Annotated in this window: 22 protein-coding genes and 2 pseudogenes; 11 read left to right on the top strand and 13 right to left on the bottom strand. The window is 67.3% G+C overall.

What is annotated here, in order from left to right:
* Positions 1-2 precede the first annotated feature (2 nt).
* Positions 3-674 (bottom strand): UdgX family uracil-DNA binding protein, encoded by a 672-nt coding sequence (locus AU188_RS11785; protein WP_059163898.1) that lies wholly within the window; start codon positions 672-674, stop codon positions 3-5.
* Positions 675-709: 35 nt separating this feature from the next.
* Positions 710-2,251: a glycosyltransferase family 39 protein gene (locus AU188_RS11780; RefSeq protein ID WP_286137416.1), complete on the bottom strand. Its 1,542-nt coding sequence runs from the start codon at positions 2,249-2,251 to the stop codon at positions 710-712.
* Between the two features lie 350 nt (positions 2,252-2,601).
* Here AU188_RS11780 and AU188_RS25765 point away from each other — a divergent pair, with 350 nt between their 5' ends.
* Positions 2,602-3,042 (top strand): universal stress protein, encoded by a 441-nt coding sequence (locus AU188_RS25765; RefSeq protein ID WP_082686597.1) that lies wholly within the window; start codon positions 2,602-2,604, stop codon positions 3,040-3,042.
* Here AU188_RS25765 and lnt read toward each other — a convergent pair.
* The 4 genes and pseudogenes from lnt to AU188_RS11760 form a co-directional block, all read right to left on the bottom strand.
* Positions 3,008-4,519, bottom strand: a pseudogene (gene lnt, locus AU188_RS11775) (apolipoprotein N-acyltransferase); the annotation flags it as partial. The gene AU188_RS25765 and the pseudogene lnt overlap by 35 nt on opposite strands.
* Entirely contained in the window at positions 4,455-5,336 is an 882-nt protein-coding gene (locus AU188_RS11770; protein ID WP_059163897.1) for a fructose bisphosphate aldolase, read from the bottom strand. The pseudogene lnt and the gene AU188_RS11770, both read right to left, overlap by 65 nt.
* 62 nt (positions 5,337-5,398) lie before the next feature.
* A complete protein-coding gene (locus AU188_RS11765) occupies positions 5,399-5,752 on the bottom strand; it encodes a DoxX family protein (protein ID WP_059163896.1) in 354 nt (117 codons plus the stop codon).
* Between the two features lie 36 nt (positions 5,753-5,788).
* Positions 5,789-6,457 (bottom strand): MBL fold metallo-hydrolase, encoded by a 669-nt coding sequence (locus tag AU188_RS11760; RefSeq protein ID WP_059163895.1) that lies wholly within the window; start codon positions 6,455-6,457, stop codon positions 5,789-5,791.
* An 86-nt stretch (positions 6,458-6,543) separates the two neighbouring features.
* On the opposite strand from AU188_RS11760, the gene uvrA reads away from it, so the two are divergent.
* Complete coding sequence (uvrA, locus tag AU188_RS11755) at positions 6,544-9,447, top strand: excinuclease ABC subunit UvrA (RefSeq protein ID WP_059163894.1); 2,904 nt, start codon at positions 6,544-6,546, stop codon at positions 9,445-9,447.
* A gap of 9 nt (positions 9,448-9,456) precedes the next feature.
* Here uvrA and AU188_RS11750 read toward each other — a convergent pair whose 3' ends face one another.
* Complete coding sequence (locus tag AU188_RS11750) at positions 9,457-10,317, bottom strand: GNAT family N-acetyltransferase (protein WP_059163923.1); 861 nt, start codon at positions 10,315-10,317, stop codon at positions 9,457-9,459.
* Positions 10,318-10,375: 58 nt separating this feature from the next.
* Positions 10,376-11,557 (bottom strand): winged helix DNA-binding domain-containing protein, encoded by a 1,182-nt coding sequence (locus AU188_RS11745; protein ID WP_059163893.1) that lies wholly within the window; start codon positions 11,555-11,557, stop codon positions 10,376-10,378.
* 299 nt (positions 11,558-11,856) lie between these two features.
* Here AU188_RS11745 and AU188_RS25760 point away from each other — a divergent pair.
* From AU188_RS25760 to AU188_RS25290, 3 genes and pseudogenes are all read left to right on the top strand, one after another.
* Positions 11,857-12,163 (top strand): annotated as a pseudogene (locus AU188_RS25760) (IS607 family transposase); the annotation flags it as partial.
* Between the two features lie 25 nt (positions 12,164-12,188).
* Positions 12,189-13,613, top strand: a complete 1,425-nt coding sequence (gene tnpB / locus AU188_RS11735) for an IS607 family element RNA-guided endonuclease TnpB (RefSeq protein WP_286137414.1) — start codon at positions 12,189-12,191, stop codon at positions 13,611-13,613.
* Positions 13,614-13,658: 45 nt separating this feature from the next.
* Entirely contained in the window at positions 13,659-13,805 is a 147-nt protein-coding gene (locus AU188_RS25290) for a hypothetical protein (protein WP_156426651.1), read from the top strand.
* Between the two features lie 239 nt (positions 13,806-14,044).
* On the opposite strand, the gene AU188_RS11730 is transcribed toward AU188_RS25290, so the two are convergent.
* On the bottom strand, positions 14,045-14,356 hold the full coding sequence (locus AU188_RS11730; RefSeq protein ID WP_059163891.1) for a PspA/IM30 family protein: 312 nt from the start codon (positions 14,354-14,356) through the stop codon (positions 14,045-14,047).
* Between the two features lie 143 nt (positions 14,357-14,499).
* Between AU188_RS11730 and AU188_RS11725 the strand changes: the two genes are divergently transcribed.
* Positions 14,500-14,796, top strand: a complete 297-nt coding sequence (locus AU188_RS11725) for a DUF732 domain-containing protein (protein WP_059163890.1) — start codon at positions 14,500-14,502, stop codon at positions 14,794-14,796.
* 18 nt (positions 14,797-14,814) lie between these two features.
* Here the strand turns inward: AU188_RS11725 and lysX are convergent, their stop codons facing one another.
* Both lysX and AU188_RS11715 read right to left on the bottom strand, forming a co-directional pair.
* Positions 14,815-18,117, bottom strand: coding sequence for a bifunctional lysylphosphatidylglycerol synthetase/lysine--tRNA ligase LysX (lysX, locus tag AU188_RS11720; protein ID WP_059163889.1), 3,303 nt, complete (start codon positions 18,115-18,117; stop codon positions 14,815-14,817).
* A gap of 43 nt (positions 18,118-18,160) precedes the next feature.
* Complete coding sequence (locus AU188_RS11715) at positions 18,161-18,523, bottom strand: DUF1844 domain-containing protein (RefSeq protein WP_059163888.1); 363 nt, start codon at positions 18,521-18,523, stop codon at positions 18,161-18,163.
* A 228-nt stretch (positions 18,524-18,751) separates the two neighbouring features.
* On the opposite strand from AU188_RS11715, the gene infC reads away from it, so the two are divergent.
* The 4 genes from infC to AU188_RS11695 are packed head-to-tail and all read left to right on the top strand — an operon-like array spanning position 18,752 to position 20,771.
* Positions 18,752-19,339, top strand: coding sequence for a translation initiation factor IF-3 (gene infC / locus AU188_RS11710; protein WP_082683722.1), 588 nt, complete (start codon positions 18,752-18,754; stop codon positions 19,337-19,339).
* 20 nt (positions 19,340-19,359) lie between these two features.
* Complete coding sequence (gene rpmI / locus AU188_RS11705; protein WP_059099354.1) at positions 19,360-19,554, top strand: 50S ribosomal protein L35; 195 nt, start codon at positions 19,360-19,362, stop codon at positions 19,552-19,554.
* Between the two features lie 39 nt (positions 19,555-19,593).
* On the top strand, positions 19,594-19,998 hold the full coding sequence (gene rplT, locus AU188_RS11700) for a 50S ribosomal protein L20 (RefSeq protein ID WP_059163887.1): 405 nt from the start codon (positions 19,594-19,596) through the stop codon (positions 19,996-19,998).
* Entirely contained in the window at positions 19,995-20,771 is a 777-nt protein-coding gene (locus tag AU188_RS11695; RefSeq protein ID WP_172799474.1) for a TrmH family RNA methyltransferase, read from the top strand. The genes rplT and AU188_RS11695 overlap by 4 nt, the downstream gene beginning before the upstream one ends.
* On the opposite strand, the gene AU188_RS11690 is transcribed toward AU188_RS11695, so the two are convergent.
* The gene (locus AU188_RS11690; protein WP_059163885.1) at positions 20,768-21,994 is read right to left on the bottom strand and encodes an acyl-CoA dehydrogenase family protein; all 1,227 of its coding nucleotides are present in this window, start codon (positions 21,992-21,994) and stop codon (positions 20,768-20,770) included. The two genes, AU188_RS11695 and AU188_RS11690, sit on opposite strands and share 4 nt — an antisense overlap.
* A 5-nt stretch (positions 21,995-21,999) precedes the next feature.
* On the bottom strand, positions 22,000-23,046 hold the full coding sequence (locus AU188_RS11685) for an oxygenase MpaB family protein (RefSeq protein WP_059163884.1): 1,047 nt from the start codon (positions 23,044-23,046) through the stop codon (positions 22,000-22,002).
* Between the two features lie 194 nt (positions 23,047-23,240).
* On the opposite strand from AU188_RS11685, the gene AU188_RS11680 reads away from it, so the two are divergent.
* Positions 23,241-24,155, top strand: coding sequence for an adenylate/guanylate cyclase domain-containing protein (locus AU188_RS11680; protein WP_059163883.1), 915 nt, complete (start codon positions 23,241-23,243; stop codon positions 24,153-24,155).
* Positions 24,156-24,171 lie beyond the last annotated feature (16 nt).

The raw sequence follows: 24,171 nt of genomic DNA, 5'->3' as shown, positions 1-24,171 counted from the left end.
GATCAGGTCTTGGCCGAACGCAGGCCGGCGGCGAACCGCAGATCCGCCACCAGGGCCTGAAACGCCTCCTCGCGGTCTTCGGGCCTGCCCCGAAGCACCGACGACGGGTGCACGGTGACCGCCACGGCGGGGTGGACGTCGAGGTCCGTGATCTCGTCGATCTCAGGGAGCCGTAAGGCCTCGCCGCGGTGTGCGGTGAGCCGAAACGCGCTGCCCATCATCGACTGAGCGGCGGTCGCGCCCATCAGAACCAGCACTTCAGGTCGAATCGCGTCCAGTTCGGCCAGCAGCCATGGCCGGCAGGCCACCACCTCGGTGCGGCCCGGTGTCTTGTGGATACGGCGCTTGCCGCGTTCGGGCAGTGTGAACTTGAAGTGCTTGACCGCGTTGGTCACATAGACCCGTTCACGGTCGATCCCGGCTTGCACCAGCGCCTTGTCCAACAGCTTGCCCGCGGGGCCGACGAACGGTGCGCCCGCCTTGTCCTCCTGATCGCCGGGCTGTTCCCCGACCAACATCATCTGGGCGTCCGCGGAGCCGCCGCCGAACACGGTCTGCGTGGCGTCGAGATAGAGGTCGCACCCCTTGCAGCTGTTGGCGGCGTCGGCGAGGCCGTCGAGATCACGGGTGTCCGGAACGAACTCCGCGGCGGTGTGCGTGGGCCGTGCGGGCATGCACAGCGATTACCCGGTTCCGCCACGATCACGCGCTATCGCGTCGACTTGACGACCTGCGCGAAGCTGAACTGCCATCGCTCCACGACACGGAAGCCCATTGCCTGCGGCACCCGATATGCGGGCGCACGACGAAGGCGCGGTCCCGGATCCAGCGCGGTCCCGCTCTCGCGATCAGCGACGCTGGTGTCGCGTTGGGAGACCGTCCACAGCACGGTGCACCGCCGAAGCTGGTCGGCGACCCCCCAGATGCCGAGATGGGCGTCCCACAGGCGGTTTCGGTCCGCCGCACGCGGGCCGCGGCCGGGGTCGAGGAGGTGCGCGTAAGCCTCTGGACGCGCGGCCGTGAGCGGGCGAATCGGACCGGGCGCCCAATTGGTGGTGTTGTCCAGGACCAGACAGTCGCCGGGGGAGGCGTGCGCGGTGAGGACGTCGGCGACCTGGCTGAAGTCCATGCCCTCCTTCGCATACGGGCCCCGCTGTTCGAGCAGATAATTCGGCGTCGCCGCCACCGCGAAAACAGTCAGCACTGCCGCGACGGTCTCGCGTGTCCTGGCGACCGCCGTGATGCCGACCGCCAGGAGCAGCGCCATGGCCGGCGAGGTGTAGCTGAGGTAGCGCGGGTAGTACACGGGTTCCAGCCACACCGAATAGAGCAGCAGCACCGCGGTCGGGATCGCGATCCAGCCCAGGCTGATGAGCACCAGTGACCCGACGCCGGCATCGGTGGGCCGGAACCGCCTCACCAGAGGCAGAATCAGCACGACCGCAGCGGCGACCGCGAACGCCGCGCTGTGGTCGAAGTACTGCTCCTGCACCACCTCCGCGACGGTGTCCCACCCCGGGGCGGTGATCCAGCGCACCTGGGCGATCTGCGTCCTGCTGAACACGAGGAACGGCACAACGGCGGTGATCGCCACGGCGACCGTCGCGATCCACCGGTGCACCACCGCGCGGTGAGCCGCCACCGCCGTGAGCGCGACGGCGTGAACGAGCATCAGCAGCACTGTGAACACGTTGAGGAGCGAGGAAGCCACCATGGCAAGCCCGTAGCAGGCCCACAGCCGCTTCGAGTTGCGGTGAACGGCGACCACCAGCAGCACCGTCACCCAGACGGCGGCCGCGGCCGTCAGCGCATACGACCGGTCCTCGATGCCGGCCCACGTGATGCGCGGAAGGATCGCGAACATGATCCCCGCACACGCGGCGAGCGTGCGAGACGAGAACCGGCGCGCCAGGACGACGACGCCGGCCGCCGCCACACCGACGGCCAGACAACTCGACAGCCGGGAGTAGAACTCGGTGACCGGGAACACCGTGAACCACCCGTGCATGAGCAGGTAGTACAGGCCGTGCACCGCATCGATGTTGTGCAGCAGGCGCCACAGTTCGGGGATCGACCGGGTCGAGGCCGAGATCGTCGCCGCCTCGTCGAACCACAGCGACGGCCGTGCGGCGCCGGCCGCCGAAACCGCCACCGCAAACACCGCCACCAGCGCGGCATCGAACCGGCCGGTCCGCACGGATTCCGACCCCTCGAGGCGCGCGAGACGCTGCGCTCCCAGTGAAAGTTCCACGTCTGCTCGGCTCCGTACCCGTCCGGTGAACGGGAAAACGCTAGCGTGCGCGAACTCGCCGCGCGCGTCGAATCGGCATCGAACACGGCACCGAACAAAACCGGCCAGCGACTTCTGTTGCCGCACTGATTGTTTCGCCAGGCGGTCGCGGAATTGCCGCTGCCCGCCGCAAATTGACGTCGACGTGGCCCGGGGTGTCGCCGGACATCGCTTGGCACCACCGTGTAGGCGGCGTCACGCAGGGCCGCGCGGGGTGACGTTGCCTGCCAAGTAGGACGAAATAGCAGGCAAACGCCATTGGAAGGGCTACTGTTCCGAATGGCGTTGGAATCGACCCCGGGAGGACATGGATGAGCGCCTACAAGACCGTCTTGGTTGGCACGGACGGATCGGACTCGTCGCTGCGCGCGGTGGAGAAGGCTGGTCAGATCGCCGGTGACGCCAAGCTGGTCATCGCGACGGCGTACTTCCCCCAGGCCGAGGACCAGCGCGCAGCCGACGTGCTCAAGGACGAGGGCTACAAGATGGCCGGCAACGCACCGATCTACGCGATCCTGCGTGAGGCCAAGGAGCGGGCCCATCAGGCCGGCGCTCAGAACGTCGAGGAGAAGGCCATCGTCGGCGCGCCCGTCGACGCCCTGGTGGAGTTGGCCGAGGAGATCAAGGCCGACCTTCTGGTGGTCGGCAACGTCGGGTTGTCCACCATCGCGGGCCGCCTCCTCGGTTCGGTGCCTGCCAACGTCGCGCGCCGGTCCAAGACCGACGTGCTGATCGTGCACACCACGCCGTAACCACCACCAGCGCCACACCGATCACCCAGTCGCCCCAGCCGACGTAGGCGGTGGAGCGCGCCCCGAGCGGGACGTCGACCACGGTGGCGCCGCGCTCGGAAGCGGGTGACCACGCCAGCCGTCGGCCCTGCGCATCGAACGCCGAGCTCACCCCGGACAGCGCGGCGTGCACAGCGGGACGACCTGTTTCGACGGCGTGGACGGCGGGCATGCTCGCCAGCTGGGGTTGCGCCCAACTGCCCTGGTACGACGAGGTCGCGCTCTGGTAGGCGAGTAGATCAGCGCCGAGCTCCACCTCGCGCCGGGCCAGGTCCGAGAACAGCGTCTCGAAGCTGATCAGCGGCCCCACCGCGACGCTGTTGGAGTGCAGGTCGGTGTGCAGCGCGACCGGCCCGTCGCCGCGGCGACGATCCTCGTCCGCGGCGCCCGTCCCGGAGGTGGCCCAGTCGAGCAGCCCCCGCAGCGGCACGTACTCGCCGAACGGCACGAGGCGGGTCTTCGCATATGAGCCGCGCACCCCGTCCGGCCCGATGAGCACCGACGTCTTGTAGATGCCGCCGGAAGGGGCGCGGGCGTCGACGTTGACCAGCAGGTCGGCGCCCACACGCCGAGACAGGTCGGCCAGCCGGGCCGCGACGTCGGGGTGTGCGGTCAGGTCCACCGCGACGCTGCTTTCACCCCACACCACCAGGTCGACCCGCTGACCGCGCAGGCCGTCGGTCAGGCGCTCGCTGGCTGCTTGGCGGGCGGTCGCATCGTCGATGTCGCCCGGCTGCACCAGCGCCACGCGCATCGACGGGCCGGGCACGGGCGGCGGCGAAAGCCAGAACCACGCGGGACCGATCGCGAGCAGCACGACCGGAAGCGCGATCATCCAGGGCCTGCGCAGCAGAACGGCGCCGACGGCGGCGGTGTTGACCGCCACCACGAGGAAGCTGACGAGCCAGACGCCGCCCAGCGTCGCCGACGCCAGCGTCGCCGGCTGGTTCCACTGCGACGCGCCGAGCAGGGCCCACGGACCGCCGAGCCGGTCCCACGACCGCACCGCTTCGGCGAGGATCCACAGCGACGGCAGTATGGCCACGGCCGCAAGCAAGCCGCGACCGGTGAGCTCACCGGCGAGCAGGCGCTGCGCCGCCCAACCGAACGGCAACCACAACGCGCCGAGTCCGGCCCCGAGCAACACCAGCAGGGGACCGGCGCTCGGCCACAGCCAGTACTGGGTGACGCAGATGAACGTCGCCATCCCCAGCCAGGCCCGCACGGCGCCTCGCCCGGCCGTCGGCGCGGCGCGAACGACGAGGAGCAGCGGAACCAACCCGGCCCAGGCCACCCAGCACCACGCGGGCGCCGGAAAAGCGAGCGCAGGCAACGCGCCGGCGAGCACCGCCGACGCGTAGCCGAGCACTAGATCAGGTGGCCGACGCTTTGGCGATGCTCGCGATCGCCTGATCGAGCGTGGAGTTGAACTCCTCATCACTCTGCTGGGCGGTGAGGCCCTCGGTCAGCGCGCGCGAGAAGCTCGCGATGACACCGGTGTTGCGCGACAGCTTCTCGTTGGCCTCGTCGCGGCTGTAGCCGCCAGACAGCGCCACGACGCGCAGCACGTTCGGGTGATCGACCAGCTCCTTGTACAGGTTGTCGGTGTCGGGCAGCGTCAGCTTCAGCATGACCTTCTGGTCGCCCAGGTTGTTGACCCCTTCGAGCAGGGCGGCCTTGAGCTGGTCCTCCGCCTCGGCCTTCTTCGGACTCTTGATGTCGACCTCGGGCTCGATGATCGGCACCAGGCCCTTGGCGAGCACCTGCTTGGCGACTTCGAACTGCTGCGTCACGACGGCGTCCAGGCCCGCGCCCGGCAGCTTGATGACCGAGCGTTCCTTGGTGCCGAAGATGCCCTTGGCGACTGCGCGGTCGAGCAGGTCGTCGAGGCCCGGCATCGGCTTCATCGTCTGGGCGCCGTCCTTCTCCTCGGCCAGGCCCTTGTCGATCTTGAGGAACGGCACGATGTTCTTGACGTTCCACAGGTAGTCGGCGGTGGGACGGCCCTCGATCTCGCGGTCCATCGTCATCTCGAACAGGATCGCGCCCATGATGCGGTCGCCGTCGAAGGCCGGGCTGGTGATGATGCGGGTCCGCATTTCGTGCACCAGGTCGAACATCTGCTCATCGCCGGAGTACTGATCCTCCGCGATCCCGTAGAGCTTCAGCGCCTTCGGCGTGCTGCCGCCGCTCTGGTCGAGCGCTGCGATGAAGCCCGCGCCGCTCTGCGCCTTCTTTAGCTGGTCGTCATTCATCCGTGCCTCCTCAGACGAACGCATGGTACGTCACCGCCGAATGCCGTTCGGAGACCACCGGATCAGCGTTGGGAGACTTCCCTCGCGGCCAGTGCGCCGTAGAGCGCCAGCAGCGAGGATGCCGCCGCGGCGTTGAGGCCGAAATCTCGTGCGCGAATGTGCGCACCCACCGCCAGCGTGAAGTAGACGGTCAACATCACCAACGTCAGTTTGGCCAGCCACGGCATGCGGGTGCCGGCCAGCAGTCCCACTGCCGAGGCGGCCTTGACAACGGGGAAGATCCAGCGATTCTGCTGCGGGTACTTGACGTCGTCGAGGCATTTCGCGACATACGGGACGGGCTGCACGCAGATCGCGGCGTCGGCAGCCTGGGCGGCCGCCAGCAGCGCCAGCAGTTTCGGCGAGTTGTTGGTCATGCCCCCAGCGTAGGAGCGGCGCCCAGGTAGGCGGAACTACCAGCCGCGTTCTTTCCACTCAGCCAGGTGCGGGCGCTCGGTGCCGAGCGTGGTGTCGTCGCCGTGGCCGGGATAGACCACCGTCGAATCGCCGTACACGTCGAAGACCCGGCGGGTCACGTCGCCGAGCAGCTGGTCGAACGCGCCGTCCTCCCATGTCTTGCCGACGCCACCGGGGAACAGGCAGTCGCCGGTGAACAGGTGGGTCGCGTCGTCGGCCCCGTCAAGCGCGAGGGCCACCGAGCCGGGCGTGTGGCCCTGCAGATGGATGACATCGAACGACAGATCGCCGATTTCGACGGTGTCACCATGGGCCAGCAGGCGATCCGGTTTGACCGGCAGGGTGTCGGCGTCGAGCTGGTGTGCGGCGGTCGGTGCTCCGGTCGCCTTCGCCACGTCAGCCAATGCCTGCACGTGGTCGAAGTGCTGGTGGCTCGTGACGATCAGCGACAGCTGCGGCGCGTGCTTCTCGATCAGTTCGAGTAGGACCGAGGCGTCGTTGGCGGCGTCGATGAGCAGCGTCTCGCCGGTTCGGGAACAGGTGACGAGGTACGCGTTGTTGTCCATCGGGCCCACCGAAACCTTGACGATCGATGCGCCGGGGAGGGTGCGCCGAGCGGCCATTCCGGGCTCGACATGGCCGGTGTAGTTGTCGTCGACGGTCATGGTCCTCACGGTATCGGGCTTGTCGGTGGCGACACATAGCATGGGCATCAACTCTGTCGTGCGGGAGCGGATGCGGAAGGACTGACTTGGCTGACCGCCTTGTTGTGAAGGGTGCGCGCGAGCACAACCTGCGCAGTGTTGATCTTGATCTGCCCCGCGACGCACTGATCGTCTTCACTGGTTTGTCGGGCTCGGGCAAGTCGTCGCTGGCGTTCGACACGATCTTCGCCGAGGGTCAGCGCCGCTACGTCGAGTCGCTGTCGGCCTATGCGCGTCAGTTCCTCGGTCAGATGGACAAACCGGACGTCGACTTCATCGAGGGCCTTTCGCCTGCGGTGTCCATCGACCAGAAGTCGACCAACCGCAATCCCCGCTCGACCGTCGGCACCATCACCGAGGTCTACGACTACCTGCGTCTGCTGTATGCCCGCGCCGGCACCCCGCACTGCCCGGTCTGCGGTGAACGCATCGCCCGCCAGACCCCCCAGCAGATCGTCGACCAGGTGCTCGCGATGGACGAGGGCCTGCGGTTCCAGGTGCTCGCGCCGGTGGTGCGCACCCGCAAGGGTGAATTCGCCGACCTGTTCGACAAGCTCAACAGCCAGGGCTACAGCCGCGTGCGCGTCGACGGCGTCGTATACCCACTCACCGATCCGCCCAAGCTCAAGAAGCAGGAGAAGCACGACATCGAGGTGGTCGTCGACCGGCTCACCGTGAAGGCCACCGCCAAGCAGCGGCTGACCGACTCGGTGGAAACGGCGCTGAACCTTGCCGACGGCATCGTGGTGCTCGAGTTCGTCGATCGCGAGGACGACCATCCGCACCGCGAGCAGCGCTTCTCGGAGAAGCTGGCCTGTCCCAACGGCCATCCGTTGGCCGTCGACGACCTCGAGCCGCGGTCGTTCTCGTTCAACTCGCCCTACGGCGCCTGCCCCGAGTGCCTGGGTCTGGGCATTCGCAAGGAGGTCGACCCCGAACTCGTCGTCCCCGACCCGGACCTCACGCTGGCCGAGGGCGCGATCGCGCCGTGGTCGATGGGCCAGACCGCCGACTACTTCACCCGGATGCTGTCCGGGCTGGGCGACGCGCTCGGGTTCGACGTCGACACGCCGTGGAAGAAGCTTCCCGCCAAGGCGCGCAAGGCGATCCTCGAGGGCTGCGACGAGCAGGTGCACGTGCGGTACAAGAACCGCTACGGCCGAACCCGTTCGTACTACGCCGATTTCGAGGGCGTGATGGCGTTCCTGCAGCGCCGCATGGAGCAGACCGACTCCGAACAGATGAAAGAGCGATACGAAGGCTTCATGCGCGACGTGCCGTGCCCCGAGTGCGAGGGCACGCGGCTGAAGCCCGAGATCCTGGCGGTGACGCTGACGGCGGGGGACTTCGGCGCGAAGTCGATCGCCGAGGTTGCCGAACTGTCGATAGCGGACTGCTCGGAGTTCCTCAACGCGTTGACGCTCGGTGCACGCGAACAGGCGATCGCCGGGCAGGTGCTCAAGGAGATCCAGTCGCGGCTGGGCTTCCTGCTCGACGTCGGCCTGGACTACCTGTCGCTGTCACGCGCCGCCGCCACGCTGTCCGGCGGTGAGGCACAACGGATCCGGCTGGCCACCCAGATCGGCTCCGGACTGGTCGGGGTGCTGTACGTGCTCGACGAACCGTCGATCGGGCTGCACCAGCGCGACAACCGCCGGCTGATCGACACGCTGGTCCGGCTGCGGGACCTGGGCAACACCTTGATCGTCGTCGAGCACGACCTCGACACCATCGCCCATGCCGACTGGGTCGTCGACATCGGGCCCGCGGCCGGTGAGCACGGCGGGCAGATCGTGCACAGCGGACCCTACGACGAACTGCTGAAAAACCCCGAATCGCTTACCGGAGCATATCTTTCGGGCAAAGAAGAGATCGAGGTGCCGGCGATCCGGCGGCCCGTCGACAAGAAGCGGCAGCTGACGGTCGTCGGCGCACGCGAGCACAACCTGCGCGAGATCGACGTGACGTTCCCGCTGGGGGTCCTCACCTCGGTCACCGGGGTGTCGGGGTCGGGTAAGTCCACACTCGTCAACGACATCCTCGCGTCGGTGCTGGCCAACAAGCTCAACGGTGCGCGCCAGGTACCGGGCCGCCACACGCGGGTGACCGGTCTGGACAAGCTCGACAAGCTGGTCCGGGTCGACCAGTCGCCGATCGGCCGGACGCCGCGCTCCAACCCGGCGACGTATACCGGCGTCTTCGACAAGATCCGCACGCTGTTCGCGGCCACCACCGAAGCGAAGGTGCGCGGCTACCAACCGGGCCGGTTCTCGTTCAACGTCAAGGGCGGTCGCTGCGAGGCGTGCTCCGGCGACGGCACGATCAAGATCGAGATGAACTTCCTGCCCGACGTGTACGTGCCGTGCGAGGTGTGCCAGGGCGCCCGGTACAACCGCGAGACGCTCGAGGTGCACTACAAGGGCAAGACCATCGCCGAGGTGCTGGACATGTCGATCGAGGAGGCCGCGGAGTTCTTCGCGCCGATCACCTCGATCCACCGGTATCTGAAGACGCTCGTCGACGTGGGCCTGGGCTACGTGCGGCTCGGGCAACCGGCGCCGACGCTGTCCGGCGGCGAGGCGCAGCGCGTCAAGCTCGCATCGGAGCTGCAGAAGCGGTCGACGGGCCGCACCGTGTACATCCTCGACGAGCCGACCACCGGTCTGCATTTCGAGGACATCCGCAAGCTGCTCAAGGTGATCAACGGCCTTGTGGACAAAGGCAATACGGTGATCGTGATCGAGCACAACCTCGACGTGATCAAGACCTCGGACTGGATCGTCGACATGGGGCCCGAGGGTGGGGCCGGCGGTGGCACGCTCGTCGCGACAGGGACACCGGAAGACGTCGCGGTCAATCCCGAGAGCTACACCGGCCACTTCCTCGCCGAGGCGCTCGGTGTCGCGCGACCAACCCCCAAGCGCCGCAACGGCCGCAAGGTCAGCGCCTGATCCAGCGTCCTAGTAGCCGATCGACGGCAGCCAGGCGCCCTGCGGTTCGTTGTAGAGTCCGATCGTCATCAGCGTCGATTGTTGGACGAGGCGCAGGCCGTTGTGCAGGCACCACGTCATCAGCCGCGGATTGCGCGACGGCACGAGGACACCAAGGCCGACGAACTGCTCGGCGGCGCCGAGTAGAGCGATGATGTCGTCATCCGTCTCGCCGACTGCGTGACCGATATAGCCTAATCCCGTTGTGTACGCGGTGATTTGGCCTCGGCGCTGCACTACGCTCGCCATGCCGCGTGCGATCGCGGTCCGCAGCTCAGGATGACGGTCGTGGCCGTGTATTCGGCGGCAGAGGTGGTCGCACTCGTCGACGTCATCGAGGGTCGCCGGTCGCACCATCGTCGACGGCACGACGACAGCATCGAGCGGCCGCTGAAAGACCGACAGCGGCTCGCGTACCGCGAACCCGAGTTTCGCGTACAGCGACAGCGACCGGTAGTTGTAGGCGGTCTGCACCAGCCGGACACCCGCAACGTCACGTTCTCGCGATCGTTGCAACAGCGCCTCCATCAAGGCGTGGCCGACGCGACCCTGCTGTTGTGTCGGGCTGACGCTGACGGGTCCAACCCCGACTATGGTGGCGCGCTCGTCCTGTAACGCGCTGCCGACGATCTCGTCGCCGCATTCGGCCACCAAACCGAATGTGCCCTCGGTCGACAGCATCCCCTGCATCAGACCGGCCGTGAACTCGGGGCTGGCCGGCTCGACCGGAAAATTGTGTGCGGTGGCGAGCGACTCGAAGGCGTTCCACATGACGCGTGCGCAAGCAGCGGCGTCGTCGATGACCGCCTCGCGCAGGTGTACGTCGGTCATCGCCCAATCGTCGCGCCGAGACTGCCCACAGATCGCGGTTTTTCGCGATTCCGCAATCTCACCGGCTGGGCCCACGCGCAGCTGGGGATTTCGACAGGGGTGAGGGGAACCGCGGGCTGATCCGCACGCCGTCCAGCCACTCGGTCAACTCGTCGGCGCGGCGCTGCAACGCCTGGTGCGCCGAACGGCCGACGTCTTCGAGCAGCCGCACCTCGACGCGGCCGTCGTCGTCCTGCCCCCAGGCCCCGACGATCCTGCCGTCGCACCAGGCGGTCGGACCGCCGTTGCCGTTCCTGTCGAACACCTGGCTGCGGTGCGGCCCCAGGTACCAGTCCCGGTCGAACCAGCCCATCGTGGTGACGTCGAGGCTGGGCAACAATGCGCACCACGGCTCTGGCTCGGGTTCGACGTCGAGGTCGTCGGGCAGTGCGAAGCCAGGTGCGCCGTCGAGATCCACTTCCACGGCGCCGATGTCGCGCAACGCCTGCCGCGCCCACGTCAACGTGTTGCCGAACCACCACTTGACGTCGGTCAGAGTCGCCGGACCGAAGGCGGCCAACCACCGTCGCACCAGCACCGCGCGCGCCGTTTCCGGATCGACCGCATCGGCCGGTGCCAGCCAGTCCGAGGCGGACACCCAGAGCGGTCGCGACGTCGTCCACTTCCCCTCATTCGGACCGCGCAGAATGTCACCGCGCACCGACAACGCGGTGAGGATCCGCGGCGCCAGCGGCGTCTCGCCGCCCCAGCGCTTGCCCGGAGCCGGGTCCCACGCACCCGCCAACTCGGGCAGCGCGGACCGCAGGTCTTTCGCGCTGGTCGGCCCGTTGTCGGCGAGGTGGCGCAGCACCGCCGCACCCGCCGCGTCGAGCCACGCGTCGCCGTCTGTACAGACACCGGCCTTCTGCGCGTCGGAGATGAGGCGACGGCGCTCGTTGTCGGCGACCCGGTCGCTGGCCGCCGCCTGGATCAGCGGCAGGTCTTCGGAGCGCACCGTCCACAGCGTCCTGCGCATCGCGAGGTGTTTGACCAGCGTGCGGCGCTCGTAGAGCAGCACGTCGAGGTCGGCCACGGTGAAGCCCGGCACTCGCGCCCACAGCGACAGGTAGGGCGTCGCCGGATCGGTCGTGTGCAGCCCCACGACGCTGCCCGCGACGTCGCGAACCGAATCCGCCGGCTCGCACAGGAAGTGCCGACGGGCGAGCCGGGCACGTCGTTCCTCGACAGTGAATCTGCGCATCGCCTGCGAACCGTACCTTCGGCCGCCGACAAAGTTTGGGATCGGTAGCCACCCGACCGGCCTTGACTTGCCCCATGACGGGGAATGTCTCTTTGTCTCCCGTTGTGATGCTCGCTGACTGGGCGCTGGGGACGGTGTGGACTCTTAAGCGGCGTATCGGCGGTTTCGAGAGGGCAGGATGCCGGTGCCGGCTCGACCGTTGCGAGTCGGGGACGATTTGGGCTGATGTTGCTTCGGAGAAGCCCGCTGGCGGGTGGTGTATGCGCGCGGCGACGTCGAATCAGTACGAGTGGGCGAGGTGGTGCGAGGTCGGCTCGGACACCTACCGCAAGCGTCCAAGCTGCTCCACGTCTTGTCGGACCCGTCTGCGACTGTGGTGATCGTGGAGCATTGGGATTTGCAGGCCCGCTTCGCGGTTGGCCAGCTTGAGGCAGCGTTGGCGGCGCAGGGCCGCCGGATCGTGGTAGCTGCCCGGGTGAGAGAACCGATGATCTGGTGCCCGACATGATGGAAGTCGTCACATCGATGTGTGCCCGCCTCTACGGTCGCCGTGGCGCGTGCAACCGGGCGATGACCGCGGCCAAGCGAGTGGCCGGCGATGGCTAGGTTCGAGGTCCCCGACGGTTGGGTGGTGCAGGCCTACCGGTACGCGCTGGACCCGACACCGGCCCAGGCGCGGGCGTTGGCGTCGCATGCTGGTGCGGCCCGGTTCGCCCACAATCACATGCTCGCCGTGGTGAAAGCAGTCATGGACCAGCGCGCCGCGGAACGCAGTTATGGTATAGACGAGGCGCAGCTGACCCCGGTGGTGGGGTGGTCGTTGCCGGCCTTACGCAAGGTGTGGAATCAGCACAAAACGGTGTGCGCGCCGTGGTGGGCAGAGAATTCCAAAGAGGCCTACAACACCGGTCTGGACGGATTGGCTCGCGGGCTGGACGCCTGGTCGAAGTCGCGGCGTGGTCAGCGCGCCGGTGCACCGGTGGGATTTCCCCGTTTCAAGTCTGCCCGGACGTCACGGTCGGTGCGGTTTACCACCGGCACCATCCGCGTCGAGCCTGATCGTCACCACGTGACCCTGCCACGGGTCGGCGCCATCCGCACCCATGAATCCATGCGAAAGCTCGCCCGACGCCTCGAAGCCGGCACGGCGCGGATACTATCGGCGACCGCGGCTCAAGACAGCGCCGGCCGCTGGCACTGCTCGTTTCAGAGCGTGGTCGCGGCCAAGTCTCGGCCCGCCCACGCCCGGGTCTCGCCGCACCCGGTGGTCGGCGTTGACGTCGGGGTGAAAGCCGACAGCCTGTTGGTGGTCGCCACACCCGGCGGTGTAGAGATCGATCGGATCCCGGCCCCGAAGTCGTTGACCGACGCGCAACATCGGCTGTCGATGTTGCAGCGGCGCGCTGCGCGCCAGCATGGAGCCTACGATCCGGCGACCCGGACCAAACGCGCACCGTCACATCGTTGGCGCGTCACTCAGGCCCGGATCGGCAAGGCGCACAACCGCGCCGCGGCGGTACGCCGTGATGTGCTGCACAAGGCCACGACAGCGCTGGCCCAACAGCACCAGGTCGTCGTTGTCGAGACACTTAACGTCGCTGGCATGCGCGCAGCTGGCGGCGCCTGCAAACGAGGACTCAATAGAGCACTCGCCGATGCCGCACTTGCTGAGATCCGTCGAATGCTCGACTACAAAACACGTTGGTACGGTGGTCATCTGGTACCCGCAGACCGCTTCTATCCGTCGACGAAGACATGTTCTGCGTGCGGGAGGCGAAAGCCAAACCTCACCCTCGTCGATCGCATCTTCCACTGCGACGGATGCGGTATGAAGATCGACCGCGATATCAACGCCGCAACCAACCTCGCCCGACTCGGCGAACCCGTGCACGCGGGTGAACAAAGTCCCGCCGGGAGTGGCCCGGTGGCAGGACGTGGAGCTACGCATGAGACCGATCCCGCGCCAGCGGGCGACGCTGCAGGCGATGAAACGTCAACCCCGCGCCACCCAGTGGATCAGACGGGGACCGCCGCACCACAAGGTGAGGCTGCCTAATGGCCAAGCATTCACATTCGCTCACCAAAAGGCAACGGAAGATCGATGAATCGAGTCGCGATCCCGGTGCTCGACAGCGCCATCCTGGATGCCGAAGTCGCGGTGCTGACCGCCGCCGCGCACGACTACTTCGGCGACGACACCTTCGATTCGGAGCTCAGCCATCTGCTCGCCCGGCATCGGCAGCGTTGAATCCTGATGCGCAGGAAGGTGATTCGCGAATCAGTGCGCTCATCGAGAGGTATCGAAACGTCGCTGATGACAGCGACGTCGCGTTGGACGCGGAACCGGTGAGAAGTCGGCGTGACGATTACGCGCTCGCGGCCGGGGCGGACACGCGCGCTCGGGTACGGGAGTCATTGCCGGCGGCACCGGCTGCGTCAACCAGGCGCCGACGCGTTCCTGGCCGAGATTTTGGCCGCGGAATCGGATTACTGAGAGTCGTCGGAGTCCTTGTTCATCTGTTCGCGGATTCGATCGAGACGCTCGGCGGCCGCTCGCTGTCGCTCGTCGTACTGTTCGGCGACGCTGCGGCCCTCCGGTGTCTCCTCGGCGAGTTCGGATGCGCCGATCGCGGTGCCGTACCGGGTTTCGATCTTCTCTCGCACGGATTCGAACGTCGGGACACCGCCCGGGGTGTATCCGCTGTCGACCGGTTCGACGGGCGTGGTGGCCCCGGGTTTGGGCTCGACGATCTCGGCGTCGACCGCGGGTTCCGGGTCGGGAGGCGGTTCGTCCGGCATGTCGCTCACGGTACCCGTTGCTGCCCAGCACGCGCGTCCGGGCAAATAATGTCAGTTGCGACAGTTTTCGGTGAAAACGTCGCCGAACACTGCCGGGCCGCGTAGCGTATCGCCGTTGGCAAACCGGGCGAGAGGAGCCCAACATGCGCGGTGCCACGTTCTTTTCAGCGGTCGTCGCGGTCGGCCTGGCGCTTGCCACCGCCGCACCGGTCCTCGCCGACGAAACCGACGACGTGTTCATTTCCGTGATCGAAGCCGAGGGCATCCCGTTCTCGACGCCGGAGGACGCCATCGTGCTCGCTCACGCGGTGTGCGATTACGTGGCCGCCGGCCAGGCCCCAGAACAGGTGGCCGTGGAGATCAGCGAACCCGCCAATTGGACCGTCGAGCAGAGCGGGTTCTTCGTCGGGGCTGCGACCCAGTCGTACTGCCCGGCGTAGCAGTCGATTTCGGCCGCATCAGCGCGGCTTGGCCAACGGGAACGGGAGCGTCTCTCGGATGCTGCGGCCGGTGATCAGCATGACGACGCGGTCCACGCCCATGCCGAGTCCACCCGTCGGTGGCATCGCGTACTCCATCGCGTGCAGGAAATCCTCGTCGAGTTCCATCGCCTCGGGATCGCCGCCCGCGGCCAGCAGCGACTGCTCCTGCAACCGTCTGCGCTGCTCGACCGGATCGGTGAGCTCGCTGTAGGCGGTGCCGAGTTCGACGCCCCAGGCGACCAGGTCCCAACGTTCGGCGACACCGGGAACGCTGCGGTGCGGCCGGGTCAGCGGAGAGACCGACGTCGGGAAGTCCTTGTAGAAGGTGGGCTCTTCGGTGCGGTCCTCGACGAGTCGCTCGTAGAGTTCCAGCACCACCGCGCCGGCGTCCCAGTGCGTCAGGTAGGGGATTCCGGCGGCGTCGCACAGCTTGCGCAGCGTCGCCAGGTCGGTGTCGGGGCAGATCTGCTCGCCGAGCGCGTCCGACACCGCGCCGTGCACCGTCTTGACCTTCCACTGCCCCGAGATGTCGACGGGTTCGAGCGCGCCGGCGTCCCGCGGTCGGTAGAACACCTGCGAGCCGTTGGCGGCCTCGGCCGCGTTCTGGATCAACTCGCGGCAACCGTCGACCCACACGTTGTAGTCCGCGTGGGCCTGATACGCCTCCAGTAGCGTGAATTCGGGGTTGTGGCTGAAGTCCACGCCCTCGTTGCGGAATGCGCGGCCCAGCTCGAAGACCCGCTCCACCCCGCCGACGCACAGCCGCTTGAGGTAGAGCTCGGGGGCGATGCGCAAGTAGAGGTCGAGGTCGTAGGCGTTGATGTGGGTCAAGAACGGGCGGGCGTTCGCGCCTCCGTGGATCTGCTGCAGGATCGGTGTCTCGACCTCCAGGAATCCCTTGCCGACCAACGTCTCCCGGATCGCGTGCAGCACACCGCTTCGCGCGCGGATCAGGTCGCGGGCATCGGTGTTGATCGCCAGGTCGACGTAGCGCGCGCGGACCCGGGCCTCCTGATCGGTCAACCCTTTCCACTTGTCGGGCAATGGACGCAGGCACTTGCCGATCAGCCGCCAGCCGTGCACCAGCAGCGAGCGGGTGCCCTTCTTGCTGTAGCCCATCGTGCCGGAGACCTCGATCAGGTCGCCCAGGTCGATGGCGTGGGTGAAGTCGGCGGTGGATCCCGACTCGAGCAGCGAATTGTCCAGGAGCAGTTGGACTTCGCCGGACCAGTCGCGCAGCTGGGCGAACAGCACGCCCCCGTAGTCGCGACTTCGCAGCACTCGGCCGGCGACTGTCACCGGAAGGCTGTCGTCCGTTTCCAAGGCGGCCGCGATCGTGTGCGACGGCTCCCTGCCGACGGGGTAGGCATCGATTCCGTTGTCCTGCAACGCTTTGAGCTTGGCCATCCGCACCCGGACCTGTTCGGGCAGCCGCGGCTCGTCGCCGTCGGGTAGGTCCGCCGCCAGGCCGCTGACGTCCGGGGCCGTGCCGTCGTGGTGCAGCAGTCCCGTCGTTATCAGCTCCCGAGGTACCGCGGTGTGGTGCCCGGTGTGCGGCTGTTCATGGCGCCGCGAGAACGGCAGCACGAGAAAACCCTCGGCGATCACCGATGCCACCCCGACCCGCGGCACCAGCCGGGCGTCTTCGTAACAGGCGTAGCGCGGCACCCATTCCGGTTGGTATTTCATGTTCGACCGGTACAGCGTCTCGAGTTGCCACCACCGCGAGAAGAACACCAGAAGGCCGCGCCACAGCCGCGCGACCGGGCCGGCGCCCAGCTGCGCGCCCTGCTCGAAAGCCGAGCGGAACATCGCGAAGTTCAGCGAAATCCTCGTGACGCCGATGCCTTCGGCCTGCATACACAGTTCGCTGACCATCAGCTCGATGGTGCCGTTGGGGGATTGGGGTGAACGGCGCATCAAATCCAGCGAGGCGCCGGTGGCGCCCCATGGCACCAGCGAGAGCATCGCGACAACGTCATCATGCTGCACGGCCTCCACCAGCAGGCAGTCGCCGTCAGCGGGGTCGCCGAGCCTGCCCAGTGCCATCGAGAAACCGCGCTCGTCGTCGGTGTCGCGCCAGGCGTCCGCCCGGGTGATGACCTCGGCCATCTCCTCGGAGCCCAGATCGCGATGCCTGCGGATGCGCACGCTGACGCCCGCGCGACGGGCCCGTGTCACCGCCTGCCGGACGGCGCGCATGTCCGGTCCGGAGAGCCGGAATGTGTCGGGATGGAGGATGGCTTCGTCGCCGAGTTGCAACGCGTTGAGGCCCGCCGCGTGAAACGCCTCCGCGCCGGCCGAGCTGGCGCCCATCACACCAGGCGCCCAGCCGTAGGTCTGACACAGCGCCAACCACGCACCGATTGCCGCGGGCCATGCTTTCGGGTCGCCGATGGGGTCCCCGCTGGCCAGGCAGACACCGACCTCGACGCGGTAGGTGATGGCGGCCCGCGCGGTCGGGGCGAATACCACCGCCTTGTCGCGGCGCGTCGCGAAATAGCCGAGCGAGTCGTTCTTACCGAACAACTCCAGCAGCCCGCGCAGCGCTGATTCGTCCTCGCCGGTGAGGGCATTATCGGCCCGCTGGGACTGAAACAGCACGACCGCCGCGACCATCAGGGCCACCGCGCCGAACAGCCCGAGCAGCGCGTTGACGAGTACATGCGGATGTCCGGAGAAGTTGGACGAGTCCGCGCCCGCGAACGCGCCGACCCGGTTCAGCGCGTACCAGAATCGGTCATCGCTGGCCAGCGAGCCGGGGAACAATTCGAGCAGTCCCCACCCGATCGCCGTGCCGATCGCCAGACCCGCGACCAGCACGCCCGCCGCCTTGAGCAGCGCGCCGCGGCGCACTTTCGCCCAGAATTCGCGCCGCGCCAAGAGCAGGAAAAGGATCGCGGCGACGTGGAAGATCAGCCCGATCACCTCCCCGCTCTCCTGCACGACCGATTCGTCGCCGGTCATCAGATCCGCGATGTTCCAGCCGATCGCGGCCACCATGTAGCCGAGCAGGATCCACCACGCGATGCTCTTGCGCGCCGCCAGGGCGGCGGCCAGCAGCGCCAGCACGAACGCCCACGCGAAGCTCGTGTCGGGAAAGTTGAAGATGTAGTCGTTGACGAACTCGCGCGGCACTCTGATGACCGATCGCACGAACGGCGAGACGCTCGCCAACAACGACAGCGTGGCGATGACGCCGACGGTCCAACCGGCCGCTGCGGGCACCCACCAATACCGGGACCTGCGCCGGGTGCTGGGCAGGGTGGCGACGGTCATACGCCGCGACATTATTCGGTTGTGACGTGAAATGGGCGGTGACTCACGACCAGACGGGACCGGTGTATTTCTCGCCGGGACCCTGCCCGGGCTCGTCCGGCGAAGCGCTGGCTTCGCGGAACGCCAACTGCAGCGTCTTCAGCCCGTCGCGGACCGGTCCGGCGTGCGGTCCGAGATACTCGGCGGACGCGGTGACCAACCCGGCCAGCGCGGTGATCAGCCGGCGCGCCTCGTCGAGATCGCGGTGCGGACTGTCGTCGGGGTTCTCGGCCGACAAGCCCAGCTTCTCCGCGGCGGCGCTCATCAGCATGACCGCTGACCGGGTGATCACCTCGACGGCGGGGATGTCGGCCAGGTCGCGCACGGCCGAGCCGTCCAGGTCGCGTGGGTTCGAGTCATCGGTCACGCCTGTTAGACTGGCATGCGCGACCGTCCCGGCAAACGTCAGGGACAGCAAGTGGAGTCCCTCTCCCACCGCTGGCCACAGGAACCTTCCGAAGGCTCAGCGGTCCGGTCACAGGCATTTATGCCTGTCCTGGTCGGCTGCGGGCCCTGCTGTGAGCAGGGCTTTTCTGTTCGGTTGAGCAGAGTGCTGACGGAAGTGGACTCCTAGAGGACAACAGTAGGAGGCCCCATCAGCACTGAGACCCGCGTCAACGAGCGCATCCGCGTACCTGAAGTCCGCCTGATCGGACCGGGCGGTGAGCAGGTAGGCATCGTGCGCATCGAAGATGCACTCCGCGTCGCCGCGGATGCCGATCTCGATCTCGTCGAAGTAGCACCGGATGCGAAACCGCCGGTCTGCAAGATCATGGACTACGGAAAGTTCAAATACGAGACGGCTCAGAAGGCACGCGAGTCTCGCAAGAACCAGCAGCAGACCGTCGTCAAGGAACAGAAGCTCCGTCCCAAGATCGACCCGCACGACTACGAGACCAAAAAGGGTCACGTGATCCGCTTCCTCGAGGCGGGGTCGAAGGTCAAGGTGACGATCATGTTCCGCGGGCGCGAGCAGTCGCGGCCCGAGTTGGGCTTCCGCCTCCTGCAGCGACTGGGCGCCGACGTCGCCGACTACGGCTTCGTCGAGACGTCCGCCAAGCAGGACGGCCGCAACATGACGATGGTGCTGGCACCGCACCGCGGCGCGAAGACTCGCGCCAAGGCGGCCCAGCAGGCCGAAGGCTCCGCAGAGCCGGCCCCAGCACCCGACAGAACCAGTTAGAACGACAGAGCAGAGGACATATGCCCAAGGCGAAGACCCACAGCGGCGCTTCCAAGCGGTTCCGGCGCACCGGGACCGGCAAGATCGTGCGCCAGAAGGCCAACCGTCGCCACTTGCTCGAGCACAAGCCGAGCACCAGGACCCGGCGTCTCGAAGGCCGCACCGGCGTGTCGGCCAACGACACCGCCCGCGTCAAGAAGATGCTCAACGGCTGACCGACTCATCTCGTACGACCTGAACGAAGGAACACTCCCATGGCACGCGTCAAGCGCGCAGTCAACGCCCAGAAGAAGCGGCGGACCATACTCAAGGCATCCAAGGGCTATCGGGGCCAGCGGTCGCGGCTCTACCGCAAGGCCAAAGAGCAGCAGCTGCATTCGCTCAACTACGCCTACCGCGACCGCCGCGCCCGCAAGGGTGAGTTCCGCAAACTGTGGATCTCTCGCATCAACGCCGCGGCCCGGGCCAACGACATCACCTACAACCGGCTGATCCAGGGCCTGAAGGCCGCCGGGGTCGAGGTGGACCGCAAGAACCTCGCCGAGATCGCCGTCAGTGATCCGGGCGCGTTCACCGCGTTGGTGGAGGTCGCCAAGGGTGCGCTGCCCAGTGATGTGAACGCGCCGTCAACATCCTCTAAATCCGGCGAGGCTGCCTGACGCTCACCGAACGCTCCGCCCGAGTGGCCGCAGCGGTCAAGCTGCACCGTCACGTCGGGCGACGCCGCGCCGCACGCTTCCTCGCCGAGGGGCCCAACCTCGTCGAGGCAGCGCTGCGGCGCGGACTCGTATCGGAGGTGTTCGCCACCGAAGCCGCGCTTGACCGGTTCGGTCCCATGCTGGCCGACGCCCGCGTGCACCTGGTCACCGAAAGGGCGGCAAAAGCGTTGTCGGAAACCGTGACTCCAGTCGGTCTGATCGCGGTGTGCTCGACACCGGAGACATCGCTGCGTGACGTGCTGGCCGGTTCTCCGCGACTGGTGGCGGTCGCGGTGGACATTTCCGAACCGGGCAACGCCGGCACGCTGATCCGCATCGCCGACGCGATGGGCGCCGACGCCGTCGTGCTCGCCGGCCACAGTGTCGACCCGTACAACGGCAAGTGCCTGAGAGCGTCGGCGGGCAGCATCTTCTCGATCCCGGTGGTCGACGGGGGTGAGGCCGCCGATGCCGGCGGGGTCGTCGCCGCGTTGGGCGAGGCCGGTCTGCAGGTGCTGGCCACCACCGTCGACGGCGAGGTGTCGTTGGAAGACGTGGACCTCACCGCGTCGACGGCGTGGTTGTTCGGGCCCGAAGCGCACGGCCTGTCAATCGAATTGGCCACCATGGCCGATCACCGGGTGCACATCCCGATGCCGGGCCGCGCCGAGAGCCTCAACGTGGCCTCGGCCGCGGCGATCTGCCTCTACCAGAGCGCGCGGGCTCGGTCCTAACTCAGCAATCCCCGTGCCACGTGGGTGATCTGCACCTCGTTGCTGCCGGCGTAGATCATCAGTGACTTGGCGTCGCGCGCCAGCTGCTCGACGCGGTACTCGGTCATGTAACCGTTGCCGCCGAACAACTGCACGGCCTCCATCGCGACGTCCGTGGCGGCCTGCGAGCAGTACCACTTGATCGCCGATGCCTCCGCCAGCGAGATCGCGGTGCCGGTCTGTGCCGCCTCGATGACCCGGAACAGGATGTTGCGCACGTTCATTCGAGCAACTTCCATGTTGGCCAGCTTGAGCTGGATCAACTGGAACTGGGCGATCTCCTGGCCCCACAGCGTTCGGCTCTTCGCATAGTCGACCGACAAGCGCAGGCACTCCTCGATGACGCCCAGCGACATCGCCGCGACCCCGATGCGCTCGGCGGAGAAGTTCGACCGTGCGCTGGCGCGTCCGTCGCCGGCTGCGTCCTCGGTCTCGCCGAGCAGTCGATCACGACCCAGCCGGACATTGTTGAAGAACAACTCCCCGGTGCGCGAACTGTGAATCCCCATCTTGCGGAACGGCTTCGACTGCACGAAGCCCTCCATGCCGCGGTCCAGCACGAAGGTCAGCACTTTGCGATCGCGCTTCTCGACACCGGGTTCGTCGAGCTTGGCGTACACCACCACGACGTCGGCGTCGGGCCCGTTGGTGATGAACGTCTTCTGGCCGTTGAGGATGTAGTCCTCACCGTCGCGCACGACGTAGGACTTCATCCCGCCGAACGCGTCGGAGCCCGAGTCGGGTTCGGTGATCGCCCATGCGCCCACCTTGTCGTAGGTGACCAGATCGGGCAGCCAGCGCTCCTGCTGAGCCAGTGTGCCGCGGCTCATGATCGTCGGCACCGTCAGGCCGAGGCTGACACCCATCCCGGTGACCACGCCCATCGCGACCCGGCACAATTCGCTGACGACGACGAAGCCCATGCCGCCGGCTCCGTCTCCGAACATGCCGCCGCTCGACGGTTTGTCCGACGACTCGCCGCCGTCGCGCAATCGGGCCAGCCGCTTGTTCAGCGAGTCGCGGGCCATCTCGGTGATGCCGAATGTGGCGAACAGTTTGCGGACGATGGGGTAGGGCTCCATGTCGCCGCTTTCCAGCGCGTCGACGTGCGGGCGGATTTCCTTGTCGACGAACTCGCGCACGGCGTCGCGCACGGCAAGATCGACATCAGACCATTCGAGCATGCCCCTCAGGCTGCCTTATGGCGTCCGCGGGCCGGACGCAGGCCCGCCAAAGAGAAGGTGGTGTGCACCAGAGAGCCGGCCCGGTCGAGCAGCGACCTTCGAGGCGGAACATAGTGCATCGGCAGGTCGCGGCGGTCACTCGGCGGTGCCATGAACGCGGGCGCCTCCACCAGCGGGGCATCCGCGGGGAGCCGACCCTCTGCGCGCCGGTAGGCGGTCAAAGCCCTTGGGTGCAGCCGGATTTCGTCCGGTACCGCGACGAACGCGAACTCGACCAGCTTCCCGAAGAGGCGCAGCAGGACCTCGTCACCGGGCGTCCAGCGCATGTTCGCCTTCTCGCGCAGCGCTTCGTCGAACAACCCCGCGGCAATCCAGCGCTGCGCGCCGACCATGGGCTTGAAGATCTGGTCCCACACGCCGGTGGGCATCAACACGAACCAGGGTTTGGGGATGCGAATGGAGAAGATGTCGAGCGTGGCGCGATTGATCTCGAGCTCCTCGCGGCACTTGCGATCCCAGTACTCGCAGAACTCCTCCCAGCTGTCGGGCACCGGCCGCATGCTCATGCCGTACATGCGGTACCACTGCACGTGCTCGTCGAACAGTTGGCGCTTCTCGGCTTCGGTCAGCCCGCCGCAGAAGTATTCGGCGGTCTTGATGATCAGCATGAAGAAGGTGGCGTGCGCCCAATAGAACGTCTCGGGATTGAGCGCGTGGTAGCGACGGCCTTCGGAGTCGACGCCCTTGATCGTGGTGTGGTAGCTCCTGATCTGCTCTCCGGTCGTCATGGCGCGCTCGCCGTCGTAAACCACGCCCATGATCGGGTACACCGAGCGGGCGACGCGCTGCAGCGGCTCGCGCAGCAGGATCGAGTGGTCCTCGACGCCCGCGCCCAACTGTGGATACATGTTCTGGACCGCGCCGATCCAGACGCCGAGTAGGCCGGTGCGTAGATCCCCGAAGTACTTCCACGTCAGCGAGTCCGGACCGAGGGGATAGGGGCAATCGGAACCCGGATCGCCTGCCTCACTGGATGTCGATTCGACCGTCATCGGATCCTCACTGCCTGGCTCCTGGTGTTCACCGGACGAACACCACGATAATGTTGACAACGTATGTTGTCTACGCTCTGGGAGGGTGTGGCGCCGCAGTGTTATCGACCCTCCATCGACCAGCCACAGCCTCGTAACCAGCAACTTCGGTTCGGAACCCGCGCATAGGTGCACAGCGCACGTAGGCTCGCCCTGTGGATGTCGAGTCGTTCGATGAACGATCCGGCGGCATCGGCGAAATCGAACAAGGACCGGATCGCGCCCAGCGGTCGGGACGGTCGCTGGCGCCGATGGCGTGGCTGAAGGACACCAACCACAGCCCGTCTGTCATCGCGCTTTTGCGCCGAGCGCGACGAGCCCTCCCCGGTGATCCCGAGTTCGGCGACCCCTTGTCGGTTTCCGGCGTCGGCGGTCCCAGCGCGGCCGCCAGGGCCGCCGATCGGATCCTGGAACGGGACGCGGTGTCGCGTGAGGTGAGCCTCGGCGCGTTGCAGGTGTGGCAGGCCCTCACCGAGCGCGTGTCCGGCAAGCCCGCCAACCGCGAGGCGACGCTGGTCTTCACCGATCTCGTCGGGTTCTCGACGTGGTCGCTGAACGCCGGCGACGAGGCCACGCTGAGGCTACTGCGCCGGGTATCCCAGGCCGTGGAGCCGCCGCTGCTCGAAGCCGGTGGACACATCGTCAAGCGCATGGGCGACGGGCTGATGGCGGTCTTCTCCGAACCGGCGACGGCGGTGCGCGCCGTGATCGCCGCGCGCGAGGCGGTGAAGGCCGTCGATGTCGACGGCTACACGCCGCGGATGCGGGTCGGCGTGCACACCGGTCATCCGCAGCGGATCGGATCGGACTGGCTGGGCGTCGACGTCAACATCGCGGCACGGGTGATGGAACGCGCCACCCGAGGTGAGCTGGTGGTCTCACAGGACACCCTCAAGCGCATTCCCGCCGAGGAGTTCGACTCCCTCGGCGTGGTCGCCAAACGCCTCCGCAGGCAGGTGTTCGGACCCAAGCAGGACGGTGTGCCCGCCGACTTCGTCATGTACCGACTGAGAACCCGGCGTCAGTCACCGGCGGGCGGCGACGAGTCCGAAGACACCGCAGCGGAATAGCGTTCGAAGCATCGCT

Source organism: Mycobacterium sp. IS-3022 (assembly GCF_001500065.1).
Lineage (GTDB): Bacteria > Actinomycetota > Actinomycetes > Mycobacteriales > Mycobacteriaceae > Mycobacterium.
Note: the sequence above shows the minus strand (reverse complement) of the source record. Positions and strands in the feature narration are given on the sequence as shown.